Origin of the sequence: Paenibacillus sp. FSL H7-689 (assembly GCF_000517905.1) — a bacterium.
In the GTDB taxonomy this organism is placed as follows: Bacteria; Bacillota; Bacilli; order Paenibacillales; family Paenibacillaceae; genus Paenibacillus; species Paenibacillus amylolyticus.
This window is the reverse complement of sequence record NZ_ASPU01000057.1, coordinates 315,875-335,790: the sequence shown is the minus strand read 5'-3', so window position 1 is coordinate 335,790 and position 19,916 is coordinate 315,875. Positions and strand designations below refer to the sequence as shown.

The window sequence follows — 19,916 nt, the reverse complement described above, 5'->3', positions numbered from 1 at the left end:
GTCAATCGTTCAGTTCTCTCAACGCTTACAGGAAAGGGGATACATTCAAACATGCGGTCACGTAAGAAAAAGGGACTAATCCTGGTGCTTGTCTTGGCCTTGGTGCTCTCCATATGGACACTATATCCATCGCGGGATCGTAATCCGGGAACGGTACATGCGCTTGAGGACTTTGAGGCGGTATCGGGAACCGAGGATTCATTCAGTTATGAGCATTATCTGACTGCTCATGACAATACGGCCAAACCGGATGAAATTGTACGCATCGAAGGCGAATCTTATGTTCAGGCAGAGGATGGGGAATTTGAGGTTGTGCAAGGGTACGCCGGATTAGACGGAAATGCCGTAATTACGCCGGAAACTGGAACCATTCGCTGGGATGTTCCCGTTCAAGTGAGCGGTTTGTACAACATTCGCATTCACTATTATCCCGTAGAAGGCAAAAGCTCCGGGATCGAACGCAGGCTTGAGCTTAATGGTAAGGTCCCGTTCAGAGGGGCTGATATTCTTCTGTTTGACAGGGTATGGGGGAATCGCGAGGATAACGTCCGGCAGGACGATCGTGGCAACGAGCTTAGACCAAGACAAGTGGAACAGCCCGAATGGCAACTGACTTCCTTCAAGGACAGCGCAGGGTACTTTGAGGAACCGTTTCAGTTTTATTTTGAAAAAGGCAGTCAGAAGTTATCGCTCACTTCATTAAGAGAAAGCATGGCGATCGATTATATTGAGCTATATCAAGAAAGCGAAGTTCCTTCCTATGCAGAGCTGGAGCAAACCTATGTCTCACTCGGTTTGAAACAATCGGCTCCTGTCATGCTGAAAGTTCAGGGGGAGGAAGCTGTTAGCAAATCATCTCCTACACTGGCACCAATCTCGGACCGATCAAGTCCTTCACTCGAGCCTTATAATGTATCGAAAATTCGGATGAACGCCATCGGGGGCATTAACTGGAAACTGCCGGGCGAATGGATTGAATGGGAAATTGACGTGCCTGAAGACGGACTGTATCAACTGGCGCTTAAGGTGAAACAGGATCAATTGCGTGGCATCTATGCCACCCGCAGTCTGACGATTAACGGCGAAGTTCCGTTTAAGGAAATGAAACGCATTCGATTTAACTACAGCCCGGCCTGGCAAACTCAGGTCTTGGGTTCGGGAGAAGATCAGCCATATCAGTTTCATCTGGAAAAAGGAAAACATCGAATCCGAATGACGGTTACACTTGGCGACATCGCTCCGCTGCTGCGGACCGTGGAATCCAGCGTGCTGGAACTGAATGAAATGTATCGCAAAATATTAATGATTACCTCCAACAGTCCGGACCCACTACGGGATTACCAGCTGGAACGGCGTATTCCGGAGATGACGGAGGTTTTTGAACGACAAGCTGACACCTTGCGTTCCGTTGCAGATTACCTGGAAAAGGCCACGGGTGAGCAAAGTGACAAAGTGGCCGTACTGCACGCTATGGTATTGCAGCTTGAAGATATGGCGGCCAGACCAGAGACGGTACCCAAACGGCTGGATACGTTCAAAATTAACGTAGGTGGTCTCGGCACATGGATTCTATCGGTACGTGAACAGCCGATTACGTTGGATTACCTTGTTGTATCTCCGCCGGGTGAATCGTTGCCCAAAGCGGAAGCGAGCACCGTCCAGCAGGTGAAGCACGAACTGGGCGCATATGTTGCCTCGTATACCGAAGATTACGACAGCATTGGTAACGTGGAACAAAAGAAGGATGCCATCACCGTATGGATCACAACCGGAAGAGATCAGGCCCAAGTACTGAAAGGCATGATCGACGATTCGTTTACCCCAGATACGGATGTGTCCGTGCAGTTACGTCTCGTTCCGCCTAATATTTTGCTGCCCGCAACACTCTCGGGAGAAGGACCGGATGTTGCCATGCAGATGGGCGAAGACATTCCGGTGAACTATGCGATGAGGAATGCAACAGCGGATCTGAGCCAGTTCCCCGATTTCGAGGAAATTTCGGGCAGGTTCCGTGAAAGCGGATTGACGCCTTACCGCTACAACGACGGGGTATATGCCCTTCCGGAGCAACAGCATTTTCCAATGCTCTTTTACCGCAAAGATATTCTGAATGAACTGGGCCTCGAACCGCCGAAAACGTGGCAAGACGTATATAACGCCATCGCCGTGCTGCAGAAGCATAACATGGAGTTTTATCTGCCGATAGAGGATACGCTGAACAATGCCAACCTGGTTCCGAATTCAACCTTTGCGATGTTGTTATATCAGAATGACGGAACGTTCTACACCGAAGACCAGAAGAAAAGTGCACTGGATTCGGAGATTTCAATGGACGCGTTCAAACGTTGGACGCAATTTTATACCAATTACAAGTTTCCGCTCAAAGCCGATTTTCCGAACCGGTTCCGTACAGGGGAAATGCCGATCGGGATTGCTGATTACACCACGTATAACATGCTGACGGTTATGGCTCCGGAAATCCGCAATCTCTGGGACTTTACGATTGTTCCGGGTACACAGCTTCCGGATGGGTCCATACGGCATGAAGTGGCCAGCGCTACGAGCGCGGTGATGATGCTCGAAAATGCCGACAACAAGGAAGCGGCGTGGAAGTTCATGAAGTGGTGGACTGATGATCAGACCCAGATTGAATACGGGAGAGAAATGGAAGGTCTTATGGGAGCGGCTGCCCGTTACCCAACGGCCAATATCGAAGCCTTGAAGCAATTGCCTTGGCCTGTGAAGGATTATCAAAATCTCGAGAAACAATGGGAATGGGTACAGGGAATCCCGCAGCTTCCTGGAGGTTATTTCACGGGACGACATCTGGACAACGCCTTCCGTAAGGTGGTCAATGCAAATGAAAATCCGCGTGAAGCCTTATCAGACTATGTATTGTACATTGATGATGAAATTGAGTTGAAACGCAAGGAATTTAATCTGAAATAGAGGAAAGGGAGGGTAACGGTTGCAAGCTAAAACTACCAAGACAGCCGCCGCTCCTGCCGTCCATACCCGCCAGGTCGGCTGGTGGTCCCTATTGAAGCGGGATCTGTATCTCAGCAGGCATTATTATGTATTGATGGCACCGTTTATGCTGATTTTTTTCATGTTTACTGTCATTCCGGTCGGCATTTCACTTGGGCTCAGCTTTTTTCACTTCAATATGCTGGAGCTGCCGCGATTTGTCGGCTGGCAGAACTATTCCCGGCTTTTCCTGAACGATGACGTATTTCTGATCGCGCTCAAAAACACGCTGCTTTTTGCCGTAATTACAGGCCCTCTCAGTTATATAGCCTGCTTTTTGTTTGCGTGGATCATCAATGAGCTGTCTCCTAAAATTCGGGCGGTCATGACGCTGGTTTTCTATGCCCCATCCATATCGGGCAACGTCTTTTTCATCTGGCTGATCATCTTCTCGGGTGACAGCTACGGGTATATGAACGGCTTCCTGATGCGCCTTGGCGTCGTACTGGAACCGATCCAATGGCTCGCAGACGAGAAGTATGTACTGGCAATCGTCATTATTGTACAGCTGTGGCTGAGCCTGGGAACCAGCTTCCTGGCCTTTATTGCAGGACTGCAAACCATTGATCGTTCTCTGGTTGAAGCAGGAACCGTAGACGGGATCAAAAACCGCTGGCAGGAGCTCTGGTACATCACCTTGCCTTCGATGAGACCGCAGCTGATGTTTGGTGCGGTAATGCAGATTACCGCTTCCTTCGCCGTAGCTGAGATCTCCATCGCACTGGCAGGTTTCCCGAGCGTAAACTATGCGGCACACACAGTTGTCACACATCTGATGGACTTCGGAACCATTCGTTTCGAGATGGGCTATGCCTCGGCCATCGCAACGGTTCTGTTTGCCCTGATGCTGGGTACAAACGTTTTCACGCAAAAAATGCTTAGAAAGATAGGTGAATGACGATGACCAGCAAAGTACGTGCCGTGTTTGGCATGCCAAAAAGGCTTAATCGGTCATTTACCGTCAGCCTGATGTTATTTGCATTGCTGGGCGTGTTCGGCTCCTTTATGGTGCTTCCGCTCATCTATGCTGTCAACAATGCATTCAAGCCGCTGGATGAGCTGTTTATTTTCCCGCCGCGCTTCTGGGTGAACAATCCGACAACGGAGAATTTTGCCGATCTTATCAACCTCATGGGCAATTCGTGGGTGCCGTTATCCCGCTATATTGCCAACACATTGCTCATTACGATACTTGGCACAGCCGGGCATATCCTGCTTGCATCTGCAGCGGCTTATCCGCTGGCGAAATATCGTTTTCCGGGTTCCAAAGTGTTGTTCACCATTGTCATTCTGTCCCTGATGTTCTCGCCGCATGTTACGGCGATTCCGAACTACATGGTCATGTCCTGGCTTGGCTGGATTAACACTCATGCGTCCATTATTGTGCCATCACTTGCGTTCTCGCTGGGACTTTTCCTGATGAAACAGTTCATGGAGCAGATTCCCGATGCTTTGCTGGAGGCAGCCAAAATCGATGGAGCCAATGAATACCGGATATTCTGGAGCATCGTGATGCCCAATGTGAAGCCGGCATGGCTCACGCTCATGATCCTGCAGTTTCCAGCGTTATGGGGAACGGATGGCGGGAGTTTCATTTACAGTGAAAATCTCAAAACGCTGCATTATGCGCTCAGTCAGATTGTGCAGGGAGGGATTGCAAGAGCTGGTGTAGGTGCGGCTGTTGCTTTGCTGCTGATGATCGTACCGATCACTCTGTTTATCATCTCTCAGAGCAGTGTTATGCAGACGATGGCCACTTCGGGCATGAAAGAATAGAAAGGAGGCAGCGAGGTGCGGAGAAGCACATGGAAAAAACGTAAATCGATCATCATGGGCATGATCTGCCTCCTGTTGTTCGTTCAAGAGGCGCCCTATGTGAGTGCAGACGGTAAAACGGATGCGTATCATTATTCCTTCTGGGGTGACGCAGTTCCTTCACCCGCGGCATATGAGGCAACAACCATTATCACCGGCAAGAAGTTGAACACAACTCCTATGAAAGAGCCAAGCGACATGCATGTTACCGCCAATCAGCACGTCTTTGTGCTCGATTCGGGCAATGGTCGCATCATTGAGATGGATCGCAACTTCAAGCTGGTACGGACAATTGATTCATTTGAGCAGGAAGGCAAGAAAGATCATTTTAAAAATCCACAGGGATTGTACGTCACGGAAAAAGGCCATCTGCTGGTCGCTGATTCGGATAATCACCGGGTGGTGCATCTGGATGAACAGGGGAAGCTGGTCAAGATCGTGTCTGAACCAAAATCGGATCTGTTAAAAGCAGACTTCCAGTTTAAACCGATGCGGATTGTTATGGACAAGGGGGAGCGTATCTACGTCATGGCCGAAGGCGTATTTGATGGATTCATGGAGTTCAGCGCCGATGGTACGTTCTCTTCCTTCATTGGAGCGAACAGAGTTCAGGTGGACCCGGTGGAGTATCTGTGGAAACGGTTTGCAACACGGGAGCAGCGGAGCCAGATGGTGATGTTCACTCCAACGGAATTTACCAATCTGGATATGGATGAAGAGGGCTTCATCTACGCCACTAGCGGGGATCGCGGCAAAGATCCGGTCAAGAAGCTGAATGCCCAGGGTACAGACATTTTGCGCAGAGAAGGCTATCAGACTCCGCAGGGTGATTTGCTGTATACCCAGGAAGCAGGGCCATCCCGCCTGATTGATGTGGATGTGGGTGACAGTGACATGTATTCCGTACTGGATTCCAGCAAGGGCCGAATCTTTACCTACAATGGAGACGGATATCTGCTCCATATTTATGGGGGCATCGGGAACCGGCTGGGCCAATTTAATACACCTGTTGCCCTGGAACGTACGGGAGACCGGATGTTAGTTCTGGATAAAGCGCTGGGTGAAATCACCGTCTTTCAAACAACTGAATACGGACGTACACTCCACGAAGCGGTGCGTAGCTACTATAACGGTGATGAAGATCAATCTTCGGTGCTGTTTGCCCAAGCTGCCGAGATGAACGCTAACTTGGAATATGCGTATGCGGGAATTGGCAAAGCATTGCTTCGTCAGAAGGAATACGCCGAGTCTGCGAAATATTTCAAGCGGAGCATGGAGCCCAAAGGGTATTCCAAAGCTTTTCTTTTGTACCGCAAAGAGCTGATGCGTGAGCATTTTTCATGGATGATGTCCGGTATATTCCTGGCTGTCGCTGCGATTTTCACCGTCATCATCGTTCGCAGGCAGAAAAGGAGGACTACGAATGCAGGCATCAAGTAAGCAACTATACCAGTACCCGCTGCATCTGATTTTTCATCCGTTTGACGGATACTGGGAATTGAAGTATGAACGGAACCAGAGAAACTCACTGCTGATTGCTTTCATGATCCTGGTGCTTCTGGTCATCACCAAAATTTTGCATGCCCAGTACAGCGGTTTTCTCATTAATCTCAGTAATCCAAAGTACCTGAACAGTCTGCTCGAAATGTTATATGTCATTATACCGGTACTGTTTTGGTGTGTGGCTAACTGGTCGTTAACCACATTGATGGACGGGGAAGGCAAGTTCTCCGAAATTTTCATGTCAACGTGCTTTGCACTGGTACCGTTGTTACTCATTCATTTTCCATGGATCTGGCTGAGTCTTGTGATCTCTGCGCAGGAAACTGCCTTTTATTATTTCTCCAATGCACTTGCCATTGCGTGGACGGTATATCTGTTATTTGTAGGGAATATGACGGTTCATCAGTACACACCAGCCAAAACGGTGCTCACGATGCTGCTGACACTTGTGGCGATGGCGTTTATGGCATTTCTGTGCCTGTTATTCTTCAGTCTTGTACAGCAGATTGTATCGTTTGTCGTAACCATCTATCAGGAATTAGTGCTTCGGGGCTAAGGGAGGAGGAATTTGTTATGAATTATACCGTAGCCAAAAAAATAACAGGAATGCTGCTCGCGGGCAGTCTGCTTCTGGGCGGTTGTCAATTCTCGCCAACACCGCTCGCTCACGAGACAGTGACTGCCGCTGATCAGACGGACTTTCCCTCCCTGCCTCCCGGAGAGAAACTGAAATCATCGTTCAGCGATGTCCGCCTTCCCGGCATGGTAGGTATTGCGCAGAATGCTGCGCTGCAGTTGTTCATTAACGAAGAGACTGCCGAGATTGCAGTGATTCACACGCAGAGCGGGCAGATCTGGCGCAGCAATCCTGCAGATCGTGAGCAGGATGGGGTTGCTGCCGGGATAAACAAAGACCTTTTGTCATCACAGACGAAGCTCAGCTTCTTCAACAGCCTCGGACAGAGCAGCACCGTGAATTCCTTCACGGATAGTGTTGCACACAAGCAGATAAGCTACGAGGTGCTGCCAAGCGGCGTGCGGGTCCACTACCAGTTTGGAAGCACTGAGCGATCCATAGAAGACTTGCCGATGAAGATCAGCAAGGAGCGATTCGAACAAAGGCTGCTTGCACAGCTAGACAAGGCCGGGCAAAGGGCCTTGAAGGTCGGCTATGCGGAAGACAAGGATGAAGGCGCTTACGTCCGGATTGATAAGGCGATGCAAGGATTGCAATTGTCCCGGGCCTTAAAGGCTTTTGACACGGCCGGTTACACATCGGAGGATCTGGCTCAGGATCATGCCGAGTTTGGCATTGAAGAGGAACGGAGTGGACCACGGCTGTTTATGCTTACGATGGAATATGAGCTGGATGGAGAGGATCTGCTTGTACGTGTTCCGTCCTCAGGCATTCATTTTCCGGAGGAATATCCGATCAACAGCATATCTGTAATGGATTATTTCGGGGCCGGGGGTTCAGAAGAAGAGGGCTCCATACTGGTGCCGGACGGTTCGGGAGCGCTGATCCATTTTAACAATGGCAAGCTGCAGTATCCTGCCTACCAACAAGATATATACGGACCGGATATGACCATGAAACTACGGGAAGCAAGTTCGAATGAAGCCAGAGCCAGGTTGCCGGTATTTGGACTGATTCGGAAAGAGGGAGCTTTCCTGGGCATTATTGAAAAAGGGGATGCCGTTGCAGTTGTGAATGCCGATATCAGCGGCAAACTGAACAGTTACAACAACGTATATCCAAGCTTCTATGTGGTTAACAAGAGCGATGTGACGCTTCAGGCAAGTGATATGGTTCGTACACTTCCGAAATTCCAGAAGAAACCGACCGCGTCTGATTTCGTCGTTCGATATGCTTTTGTGGGGGCGGATAAGGCCTCGTACTCAGGGCTTGCATCTCTCTATCGGGATTATCTGGTGCAAAACGGCGGACTTCCCGAGCTGAATGCCAGCAAGGAGCAGAGTAACGTTCCCTTTTATCTGCAACTGTTCGGTGGCATGACAACAAGGCAGCATATGCTGGGCATACCGTATGATTCAACGGAGGCTTTGACCACGTTTGATGAAGCCAAAAACATTCTTTCCGCCTTGACAGAGAAGAAGGTATCCAATATTCAGGTGCGCTATGCGGGATGGCTTAACGGCGGACTTCATCATCGACTGCCGGATTCCATCCAAGTAGATGGCGCGGTAGGCGGGAAAAAGGGATTGCGGGATTTCAGCGCATACACACAAGAAGCGGGCATCGGCTTCTATCCCGATATCGCTCTGCTGAATGTGCAATCCAAAAAAGGGTTTAAACCGTCCAAGGAAGCTTCACGCACATTAACTCAGGAACCGGCGGTCTTGTATCCGATGAACCAGGCCATCCAGCGGCGGGACCGGGATCGTTCACCATCCTATGTGCTTTCGCCCAACATGCTGGAGGACGTGACGGCAGACATGTTAGATGAGCTGAGGTCCCTTCAAAAGGATGGACTCTCACTAAGCCTGAATGATCTGGCAGCTCAGTTAAACAGCGATATGAATCCGAAAAAGCTGGTGGACCGAACACAAGCGCTTGGCTCCGTAAAGAAGGCACTTGAACAGATCGGGCAGCAGGCTGGCTCGCTTGTTGCTGAAGGCGGGAACGCTTATGCCCTGCCGTATGTAACTGGTCTGACAGATGCGCCGATGACCAGCAGTCGTTTCAAGCTGGAGGATGAAGAGATTCCGTTCTATCAGCTCGTTGTACACGGCAGCATCGGTTATACGGGGACGCCATACAATCTCTCCACATATACCAATGCAAGGCAATATGTGCTGAAGCTGATTGAATATGGAGCCAGTCCTTACTTTGCATGGTTCAATGCGCCAAACCATGTTGTGAAAGAAACGGATTATGATGATCTCTACGCGGCGAATTATGAACAATGGATCGATCTGGCTGCCGAGATCTACAACGAGGTGAACCAGGTGAACCAACCGTTTGCTGGACGTTCCATGATGTCCCATGAATCCCTGGAGGAGGGCGTCTTCCGGACAACATATGAAGGTGGCGGGTTCGTAATCGTCAATTATAACGACTTCCCTGTAGAAGTTGACAACGATACAGTGGAAGCCCAAAGCTATGTGACTGGTGGTGAGCAGCTCTGAAGACGCTCCTGAAATGGAAATGGGGAAGTCGTACGTATGCTCAGCAGAAAGCCATGTGGGGCGTAATCTACGTGCTTCCCTGGCTCATTGGTTTTGTGTTGTTTTTCTTCATTCCGCTGTTAGCCTCTCTGCGATACAGCATGAGTACAATTCAGGCTAACGCGGAAGGCATAGCAATTCAGTTCAACGGTGTTGCCAATTATATTCAGGCGCTCACCGTCAATACAAGCTTTAACCGTGCGTTAATTGAGGCGATCACAGACGTGCTCATCAACGTACCGCTTATCGTTATATTCAGTCTGTTCCTTGCCGTCATCCTGAATCAGAAGTTCAGGGGCCGGGCTGTTGCGCGGTCGATCTTTTTCCTGCCCGTTATTCTGGCATCGGGAGTGATTATGACACTGGAGAGCACCAGCCTGATTGAAGCGGTTAATCAGAGTAGCACAGGTGGAAGCTCACTCGGGACATTTGAACTCGAAAATCTGATGGTTAACGCCGGAGTGAGCGATTGGATCGTTACGTATCTGAGTAGCGCCGTAGATCGGATCTATCAGATCGTCAGTCAATCCGGTGTACAGATTTTGATCTTTTTGGCAGGGATCCAGACGATTTCCCCTCAACTGTATGAGGCTTCGAAGATGGAAGGGGCAACGGGTTATGAAGCCTTTTGGAAAATTACGTTCCCAATGGTCAGCCCGCTTATTTTTGTCAATGCGATCTATACAATCATTGATTCGTTTGCCAATAACGCCATGACGGAACTGATCCGGGATACCGGCTTCGTCAAATTTGACTTTGGATTAAGTTCTGCCATGGCATGGGTCTACTTTCTGGCCATTGCCATCATTCTGCTTATCGTAAACATCATTTTCTCGAAGCGAGTCTTCTATCAAGATTAGAAAGGAGGGTGTCCCACGTGACAACATCACGATTATTATCGCTGGAGCATTGGAAAGGCTGGCTGTGGGCCATGATCCGATTCGTTCTGATTACCGGGCTTTCCTTCGTTATCCTGTTTCCCATATTTCAGAAGGTTTCCACATCCATCAAAGCTAAAGGTGATCTGTATTCGGCAGTGGTGGTGTGGATTCCACAGAACTTCTCCATCGACAATTTCAAAGAGGCGATACGCGTAATGGATTACTGGGCAACGCTGTTTAATACGTTTGCCCTGTCTGCAACGACTACACTGCTGACTACAGCATCCTGTGCACTTGCAGGATACGGATTCGCCAGACTGAAATTCAGGGGAAGCAACTGGCTGTTTGCTGGTGTAATTCTAACGATTCTTGTACCGCCAACGACCATTCTCATTCCGGTATACCTGAATCTGAAAAGCTTTGACCTGATGGGGCTTATGACGCTTATAGCCGGCAAACCTGTTAATTTGCTTAATACCTATTGGCCGTTTATTCTGACGGCAATTACGGCCAATTCACTTAAGGCCGGCTTGTACATCTTTATCTTCCGGCAATTCTTCAGAGGTATTCCGAAGGAAGTGGAGGAGGCGGCCTATGTGGACGGCGCGGGCATCGGACGAACATTTTCAAGAATCATGCTGCCCAATGCCATTCCGTCCATGGTAACAGTCATGCTGTTTTCCTTCGTATGGCAGTGGAACGACAGCTTTTATACGACGACTTATCTGACTTCAAGTAAAGTCATGTCGACTCAGTTATCGTCCCTTCCGTATAATCTGGCCCAGCAGGTTACTGACGGTGCAGCTTCCCAAGCCGATCCGTTCTATCTGAGTATGATCCAGGATACAGGAATTCTTCTTGCCATTCTGCCTTTGATCATCATCTATTTGTTTGTGCAACGATATTTCGTAGAGAGTGTAGAGCGTACGGGAATCGTCGGTTAAGTTAAGTTCTTCTGTACGTTTGGAGTGGGATCAGACTGGAAGAGGGAGGAGGAACTTCATGCAACATTCCATCTGTGAAAAGGGGGCATGTAACAATCTCATGAACGTCTGCTCACAGCAGAACCGCGATCCTTCCCTGCGCAGGATCCCCCTGCTGGTGTGGAACGGGCTGCGGGAGCGGGCGCCGACCTGAGGGATCTGTTTGATCAGAGTTACTCTGACGGAGCTTACCTCGCATTATTGCAAGGCAATATATCAGATCAGGAGGAATTAAAGTGAAGAAGTTCATGACATCTTTTAAACTTGTACTCATTCTGGCTTTATTGATCACAATTGCTCCATGGGGAGGCAGCCGTGCCGAAGCATGGGTGGGCATGCCGATGGGCAAGCTGCACGTAAACGGCAAAAACCTGGTGAACAGCAACAACCAGCCTGTGCTACTGAACGGTTGGCATCAACCCTCAGGTGCCTACTGGACATATCAGGACAGCAATTATTATCTCAATCTGCACGGCAATAACCGTCATGCAGCTACACTGGCTTATCTGAAAGACATTACCGATACTTTTGCTGACACCAGCGCGAAGTACGGAAGCAATCATGGCTGGAATATGAATCAGGTACGTCTGTTCATCGATCGTCAGGACATGGGAGATGTGGCTGCTGGTACATATAACTTTGCCGGTGTGCAGACCGTTACGCAAAATGTAATTATTCCGTACATTCAATATGCCAAAACAAAAGGTGTCTATGTTGTCCTGGGACTGGACTTCACACTGAAGGATGATCAGGCAACAACACCTGCCAACCTGCAAAAATTCAACGAAATCTGGGGTTATCTCGCTTCACGCCCGGAGATCAAAAGTGCAGACAACGTTCACTTCGAACTGATCAACGAACCGGTGAAATCCTATGCCAATGGACATTGGGGTGGATACAACGGGGAAAATGACTTTGTGGATCACTGGAATGACTTGCGTAATTTCCAAAATTCCATGATTTCAACAATTCGTAGCAAAGGTGCGGACAACGTCATCTGGGCGGCAGGTCTGGGATACAACCAATTTTACAGCTTGACGGCAAGCCATCCATTGACTGATCCGCTCAATAACTATGGATATGCGGTTCACTGGTACCCTGGTTATGGCGCATATGACAACTTCTCTATCCTGCAAGACCAGTGGAATACCAACGTGAAGGCAGCTGCTGACAAATATCCGATTAATATTACCGAGGTAACCTGGTTCAAAAACAAACCTGGCGATTCGGCCTATTGGAACTTGTTTAATGGTAGCAATGAAGGTTTTGGCACCAATACCAAAACGATTTTCAACTCATCAGGTAATGTCAGCATTGCAGCTCATATGAACGGATTCATTCTAAGTGAAGGACCACGAAGCTCCTTTGCCGACCCAACGGCTGGACTGAAATGGGATGGAGATGCTTCACGGAGTGCCATGGGACGATTCCTGTTCAACTGGTACCATGAACGTGCTCAGACTTACCCGGGCAGTGGACAAGGCGGCGGACCGACAACGGGTCTTGTATCCGGTGCAACTTATAAAATCGTAGCCCGGCATTCCAACAAAGTTGTTGATGTTCCTGGTGGTCAAAATGAAAATAATCTTCAGCTCCAGCAGTGGAGTGATCTGGGCGGTAACCCTCAGAAGTGGGTTCTGACCTCGATCGGCAGCGGCAACTATACACTGACAAGTGTGAACTCACCGGACAAAGTCATCGATATTCGCAACGGTACCCTCACCAATGGGGAAGCGGTTCAACTCATGAGCAATCTGAACACAACCGCTCAGCATTTTAAGGTCAACGATCTTGGTAACGGGTACTGGAGTATCATCAACGTGAACAGCAATAAAGCGATTGAAGTGGCAAACGCTTCCACTTCGGATGGAGCCTTGCTGCAGCAGAGCACCTACACAGGTGCTACAAACCAACAATGGAAATTTGTTGCCGTTAGCAATTAATAAGCACAACATTAAACAAAAACCTCCCCAAGTCATTCCATGTCTTGGGGAGGTTTTTTGCGTTTGTTTTTGATACTTTGGGATGGATGTCATGCGAAGGTAAAATACAACTATATTTGTGCGCTAACCCGCAGACCAACAATTATTTTCATGCAAGCATTGTACGCTACAGTATGTAAATGTACCATAAGGAAGAAGTTGTACCTTCACCAGGAAGAAATGCCCGGTGTATCATTGAACAGCTACCTTAACACAGAGAAATGTAAGCGCTCGATAAAAAAAGGGAGGGTACATATGCAGCTCCTATGGTCCAAATTTTCACCCGTGTTCCGCCGATTCCTCATTTCGTATCTTGTCATTCTGATGATTCCTCAAATTGCGGGATATGCCTCTTACCAAGCTTCTATTGAAGCGGCCCGTTCCAGTTCCATTGAAAACAGCTTGAAGTCGCTGAGTCTCGGGAAAGAGATCATTGAGCGTAACCTTCTTCAAGTTGAAGCCTTTACCAGGCAGCTTGCCGTCAATCCCGATTTGCAAAATTTAATTGCTGGCCCAAAGCCGCATGATCTCTACAATGTCTACGGTATGAACCGTATGCAGCGGAGCCTCTCCATGTACAGCAGTACCAATGATTACTTGTCCCATTTCTTCATTCACATTCCGAACTACAATGCCATCATCACACCAAGAACTGTGTATTATCGTCCAGAGCATTATTATGCTGCCAATCAGCTGGACGGTATGTCGTTTGAACAATGGCATGACCAAATTCTCAAACAACCACACTTTAATGAAATCATACCGCTTCGAAACTATAAACGTGAAATACTCGGCACTGTGCTTGCAGACGTTCCCGCCATTACGTTTCTGCAATCTCTGCCTTTGAACAGCTTCAACAAACCGCAAGCGACGATTGGTGTCATGATTGATCAGGATCAGATGGCTAGCCTTACTCAACATATTGTGGATCAATATGGCGGCTGGACTCTCGTCACCGATGCGGAAGGACAGATCATTTTCTCCCATGGCATTGAACAAGCCGAAGCCGAGCAAATGGCACAGAGTCGCCAGAGAGAAGGTAACGCTGCGGAAACGGAGCTGAACGTGCAGAATGTACAGCCTGGAAGTGATGGTCGGCTGCTGATATCGATGCAGTCCAGTCAAAATGGATGGAATTACATGGCAGGGATTCCGGAGAAAGCACTCATGACAAAAGCGGACCAAATCAAACAAGTCACGCTGGTCTTTACTTTGGCAACCATTGCCCTGGGACTGTTATTCGGGCTGGTTCTGGCCTATCGGAATAGTGCACCCGTTTACAGATTGTTGGCCTCTTTTCGGGAACAAATCACCGATTCCCCAGGCAGACGGGGCAATGAATATGATTTTTTGGCAAGCCATATTAACAATCTGATTGCTAATAATGACTCACTTAAAAACGCCATGAATGAGCAGATTCCGTTATTGAGAGACGGTTTTATCAAACGTTTGTTGACGGGAGAAGTCTATACCTCACTTGAGTTGGAGGTTATCTCATCCCAGGCGCACATTTCTCTTCATAGCAGCAAGGGCTTGGCAGGCTTAGTGAAGGTAAACGGATATGCCAATCCGGACAGTGAAGAAACTATCCATGAACTGGGTGTGGCAAGGCTGCTCATCAAACAGGTACTTACAGAGTGGAATGCGCAGCTGCTGATCACGGATTGGGGAACAGACCAGATCGCTTTTGCCTGTCCATTGGATGAGAACCAACTGAATGAAGCTATAGGGAGATGTGAAAAAGAGCTGAACACCTTGATGGAAGTGATCTACCAAGAGCATCGGATATCCACAACAATTGGCACAGGTGCAGCTTACGAGGTCTGGAATGATGCAGGGCGTTCCTTTGACGAAGCCAAACAAGCTCTGGATTATGCCATTCATATGGGAACAGATCATCTGGTGAGATTTGAAGATACGATGAAGGAAAATGAAATGTTCTATTATCCGATTGAGTCTGAACAGCGCCTGCTGAACACGATCAAAGTCGGTGAGCCTGAAGAGGCGATACGCATTCTGGAGCAATTGTTTCTTCGTAATTTAGAGGAGCGGGAACTGTCCTACGAGATGACACAGCAGTTCATCATGGAGCTGAAGGGGACTTTTCTGAAGCTGGACGAACCAAAATTCAAGTTGGAAGCCTCCCTGCTGGAGGAATATAAAACCCGGGTGACATCCATTCAGATGACAGAAACGATTACTTCGCTGCGTGCAAAGTTCAAACGGTTAACGGAAGACATCTGCGGTGATTTCCAGAGAAGAAGAGCAGGAGCACATGCGGATACTGTAAGCGAAATGATTTGTTTTATCCAACAACATTATGGGGATGCAAACTTGACGATCTATCGGATTGCCGAGCACATGAGCAAGTCCGAGAAGTTTATATCCCAACTGTTCAAAGAACATACGGGAGAGAATCTTTCCGATTATGTAGAACGGGTACGCATTGATGCTGCCTCGAACTTGTTGCACTCCACTGGTCAGACCATTGACGAGATAGCGGAGGCCACCGGGTATAACAGTGCACATTCATTCCGCCGAGCTTTCAAGCGGGTACGCGGCATTTCTCCGAGTGTATTTCGGAAAATGGACGTTCATAGCGGTTAATGTAGGCTGTTTCTCGGGAACTATATTCGCTATTTGTACTTTCTCAGCGTAACTGTACCTTTACGCATCCCCAGCGCAATCTTATGATTACTCAAAAAGTAAGCGCTACCAATTTGAGCTGAAGTTCAGCACGATTTGGAGCCAAGAATGGGGGGATGATTCTGAGAACCACAATGACCAGTGAATCAAAGTCCGTGAAGAAACCAAGTAAAGCGTTTGCCTTGAAGCAAGCATTATCCAGAAGCTGGAGGCGACATTGGCAGCTATATCTGCTGATCCTGCCACCGATTGCTTACTTTATTATTTTCAAGTATGTACCCATGGTGAATGCGGTCCTGGCATTTAAAGATTACAACGTCATCAAGGGGATCTGGGGCAGTCCGTGGGCCGGAACCAAGTATTTCGAATTACTTTTTAAAAATCCGGCGTTTGTTATGCTGATCAAGAACACGCTCTACATTTCGTTTTACAGTCTGATCGTTGGTTTCCCGATTCCTATATTACTGGCGCTGGCGCTGAACGAAATCAAAAACATACGATTCAAAAAAATAGTACAAATGGTGACGTATGCTCCATATTTCATCTCTACCGTTGTTATGGTCTCCATCATTATGCTCTTTCTGTCTCCTAGGCTGGGTATTGTCAACACGATTGCAGGTGCCCTTGGTTTCGAAGCGGTGAATTTTCTCGGTGAGCCTGGACTGTTTCGATCCATCTACGTATTTTCCGATGTGTGGCAGGGAATGGGGTACTCCGCTGTGATATATCTGGCTGCTCTGGCAGGTGTTGATCCATCCCTGTATGAAGCCGCCAAAGTGGACGGAGCCAACCGAATACAGAAAATCATTAATGTTGATCTGCCTGGACTACTTCCGGCAGCCGTCATCATTTTGATCCTGAGTGTAGGGAATATCATGGCTGTTGGGTTCGAAAAAATATATTTGCTGCAAAATCCGCTCAACCTGTCTGCTTCGGAGATCATCTCCACGTATGTCTATAAAATAGGATTGCTGAATGCCAATTACAGCTTCGCTACTGCGGTTGGTCTGTTCAATTCGGTGATTAACCTGATTCTGCTATTAATTGTAAACGCGGTTGCCAAGCGACTGTCCAATACAAGCTTATGGTAACGGGAGCGAAAGGAGGAGAACCAACCCATGCCTAACACACAGACAAATGCAGGTCGTTCGCGGATCAAGAGCAGCAGTACGATTCGTGAATCCTGGGGAGACCGCGTATTTATAACGGTTGTTTACTTCATGTTGACAGTGGTGCTGATTGCCGTGCTGTATCCCTTGATATATATTGTGAGTTCTTCGCTCAGCAGCCCTGCTGCCGTCTCCTCGGGAAAAGTCTGGTTGTGGCCCATTGACCTGACGTTTGACGGTTACAAGTCTGTATTGCGGAATGATCAAGTCCTTACCGGGTATGCCAATTCCCTTTTTTATACAGCCTGCGGCACCTTCATCAGCGTGGCACTGACCATTATGATTGCTTATCCATTATCCAAAAAAACGTTTGTTGGCCGCAGCTCGTTAATGATGTTTATTACCTTCACCATGTTGTTCTCAGGCGGCTTGATCCCTACCTATCTGGTGGTCAAAACCATGGGACTGATTGATACCCGCTGGGCGTTGCTGATTCCTAATGCCGTCTGGGTATGGCAAGTCATCATTGCCCGTACCTTTTTTCAGAATTCGATACCGGAAGAATTGTCCGAAGCAGCAGACATCGATGGCTGCAGTGACATCCGGTTTATCTTCAGTATTATCCTGCCACTCGCCAAACCGATTATCGCCGTGTTGTCACTTATGTACGCTGTCGGTCAGTGGAATGCATACTTTGACGCCCTCATCTATCTGAAATCACAGTCGCTCTATCCGCTACAGCTGATATTACGCAGCATTCTTATTCTGAACAGCAGTACGGGGAGCATGGATGCATCGGAAATGATCAAACAGCAGCAAATGGCTGAACTCATGAAGTACTCGTTAATTGTGATGGCCAGCTTGCCGGTGCTAATCATCTATCCTTTTGTTCAACGGTATTTCGTGCAAGGCATGCTGATTGGCTCAGTCAAAGGATAAGTTCATTTTTTCTATTATTCATGAAGGAGAGGATTATATTGAAAAAAGCGGGATTCATCATTCTTGCCTGTATGCTGTTTACCTCGTTGGTACTTGCCGGATGTTCAAGTTCTGATAAGGGCAACGGGGAAGGCAGCGATCCGTCAGGCAAGACGGCCATTAATGTGTTTGCCCACCAGGGTTCGGATACCAACCTGTCCACTAATAAATTCACGAAGAAAATGGAAGAGAAGTTTGATATTCAGTTCAACTGGACTACGGTTCCATTCGACGGTGCAGCGGAGAAAAGACAGATTTCACTGGCTTCCGGTGATTATCCGGACTTGTATCTGCTCATCCCTTGGGTAGATCGTTTCTCCCAGACAGACTTGTTGAAGTTTGGTCAGCAGGGGGTTATTTTACCGCTGAATGATCTGATTGAGGAGCATGCTCCCAATATTAAAAAAGTGCTTGAAAGCAATGACTATTATCGGGCCATGAACACTGCTCCTGACGGAAATATCTATGGTCTGACGGGTCTGAATGAATGTTTTCACTGTTCATACCCAAACAAGATGTGGGTCAACACCAAATGGATGGAACAACTGGGCCTGACCGAACCCACGACGACAGAAGAATTTAAGGAAATGCTTCGGGCATTTAAAACGAAAGACCCGAACGGGAACGGCAAAGCCGACGAAGTACCGCTAAGCGGTTCGACTGAAAATTTCGGAGTGCACATTATTCCGTACTTGATGAACGGTTTTATCTATGACGACGATCGGAATTATCTCATTGTCAATCAGGGGAAAGTAGAGACCGTAGTGAACAAACCGGAGTGGAAAGAAGGGCTTGCCTATATTAAATCCCTGTACGATGAAGGGCTGATTGATCCAGGGGCATTTACCCAAAACGTCGGGGCCTTCAAAAAAATTGGAGATAACGCTGATGCACAGCTTCTCGGTGCGGGAGCAGCGATGCATCCATCATTATTCGTAACCACTGCCGAAGGTTCTCCTTACGGGAATGATTACAATCCCATCCCTCCATTGAAGGGACCCCATGCTGCTTATGCTACGTACAACTATCCGATTGATCCCGGAGCGTCTTTTGTACTGACAAACAAAGCCAGTGAGGAAACGCAGATCGCGGCCATAAAACTGCTGGATTATCTCTATACCCAGGAAGGAACCATGGCATCATATCTGGGAGAAGAGGGCGTAAGTTGGCGCAAACCACAAGAAGGAGAAGTGGCGCTCAATGATCAGATTGAGCCGTTATATAAAGCCATTCCGCTTCCTTCTGGAGAAGAACCTCGTAATGACAGTTGGGCTGCATTGAGTCAGTACAATCATTATCAGGCATATCGGGACTCCGAAGTACAGGGGACAGACATCTATGCCAATGATGGTGGTGAGCGACGTCTCTATGAGGCGACATTGTTAATGGAGGGCAAGGAACCAAAAGAGATTTTCCCTCATTGGGCATTGTGGGTAGATCCGTCCCAAGCTGATGAAGCCAGCATGATGCAGACCAATCTCAAGGATTACATCGATCAGAACGCCCTGCAATTTATTACTGGCGCCAAAAGTCTGGATAAGGATTGGGATGAATATGTGAAAGGCCTGGAGGGATTGAACATTAATCGATATCTGGAGATCATGCAGTCTTCCTATGATACTTCTTCTGTTTCCAAATAATTAAAGTATCTGAATCATACAGAGCGGGAAAAGTTACTGCCTGTATTTGCACACCCAAACGCGTTCCCGGTTCGCAGTCAACATATGCGAGCCGGGAACGTTTTTTATTGATATAGATTAAATCGTAATATCATTGCATCCTTCTTAAAATTCAGTGATTGGA

13 protein-coding genes are annotated in these 19,916 nt (G+C 48.0%); all 13 read left to right on the top strand.

Annotated elements, in window-relative coordinates:
• The first annotated feature begins 51 nt into the window (after positions 1–51).
• The 13 genes from C170_RS26350 (at position 52) to C170_RS26290 (ending at position 19,753) form a co-directional block, all read left to right on the top strand.
• Positions 52–2,949, top strand: coding sequence for an extracellular solute-binding protein (locus tag C170_RS26350; protein WP_036615910.1), 2,898 nt, complete (start codon positions 52–54; stop codon positions 2,947–2,949).
• A 19-nt stretch (positions 2,950–2,968) separates the two neighbouring features.
• Positions 2,969–3,925, top strand: coding sequence for a carbohydrate ABC transporter permease (locus tag C170_RS26345; protein WP_036615906.1), 957 nt, complete (start codon positions 2,969–2,971; stop codon positions 3,923–3,925).
• Between the two features lie 2 nt (positions 3,926–3,927).
• Positions 3,928–4,803, top strand: coding sequence for a carbohydrate ABC transporter permease (locus C170_RS26340; protein WP_026081082.1), 876 nt, complete (start codon positions 3,928–3,930; stop codon positions 4,801–4,803).
• 15 nt (positions 4,804–4,818) lie between these two features.
• A complete protein-coding gene (locus C170_RS26335) occupies positions 4,819–6,282 on the top strand; it encodes an NHL repeat-containing protein (RefSeq protein WP_036615903.1) in 1,464 nt (487 codons plus the stop codon).
• Positions 6,266–6,901 carry a YIP1 family protein gene (locus tag C170_RS26330; protein ID WP_036615901.1) on the top strand — a complete coding sequence of 212 codons (636 nt, stop codon included), beginning with the start codon at positions 6,266–6,268 and terminating at the stop codon, positions 6,899–6,901. Before C170_RS26335 ends, C170_RS26330 begins: the two co-directional genes overlap by 17 nt.
• Before the next feature lie 17 nt (positions 6,902–6,918).
• Positions 6,919–9,495, top strand: a complete 2,577-nt coding sequence (locus C170_RS26325; protein WP_081746058.1) for a DUF5696 domain-containing protein — start codon at positions 6,919–6,921, stop codon at positions 9,493–9,495.
• A 53-nt stretch (positions 9,496–9,548) separates the two neighbouring features.
• The gene (locus C170_RS26320) at positions 9,549–10,394 is read left to right on the top strand and encodes a carbohydrate ABC transporter permease (RefSeq protein WP_081746057.1); all 846 of its coding nucleotides are present in this window, start codon (positions 9,549–9,551) and stop codon (positions 10,392–10,394) included.
• Positions 10,395–10,411: 17 nt separating this feature from the next.
• Entirely contained in the window at positions 10,412–11,359 is a 948-nt protein-coding gene (locus C170_RS26315) for a carbohydrate ABC transporter permease (RefSeq protein WP_036615897.1), read from the top strand.
• Positions 11,360–11,634: 275 nt separating this feature from the next.
• Complete coding sequence (locus tag C170_RS26310; protein WP_051447406.1) at positions 11,635–13,341, top strand: RICIN domain-containing protein; 1,707 nt, start codon at positions 11,635–11,637, stop codon at positions 13,339–13,341.
• A gap of 294 nt (positions 13,342–13,635) precedes the next feature.
• Positions 13,636–15,987 carry a helix-turn-helix domain-containing protein gene (locus C170_RS26305; protein ID WP_036615895.1) on the top strand — a complete coding sequence of 784 codons (2,352 nt, stop codon included), beginning with the start codon at positions 13,636–13,638 and terminating at the stop codon, positions 15,985–15,987.
• Positions 15,988–16,262: 275 nt separating this feature from the next.
• Complete coding sequence (locus C170_RS26300; protein ID WP_036616125.1) at positions 16,263–17,117, top strand: ABC transporter permease; 855 nt, start codon at positions 16,263–16,265, stop codon at positions 17,115–17,117.
• A gap of 27 nt (positions 17,118–17,144) precedes the next feature.
• Complete coding sequence (locus C170_RS26295; protein ID WP_036615892.1) at positions 17,145–18,074, top strand: carbohydrate ABC transporter permease; 930 nt, start codon at positions 17,145–17,147, stop codon at positions 18,072–18,074.
• A gap of 20 nt (positions 18,075–18,094) precedes the next feature.
• A complete protein-coding gene (locus C170_RS26290; protein ID WP_100526248.1) occupies positions 18,095–19,753 on the top strand; it encodes an ABC transporter substrate-binding protein in 1,659 nt (552 codons plus the stop codon).
• Positions 19,754–19,916: the final 163 nt, after the last annotated feature.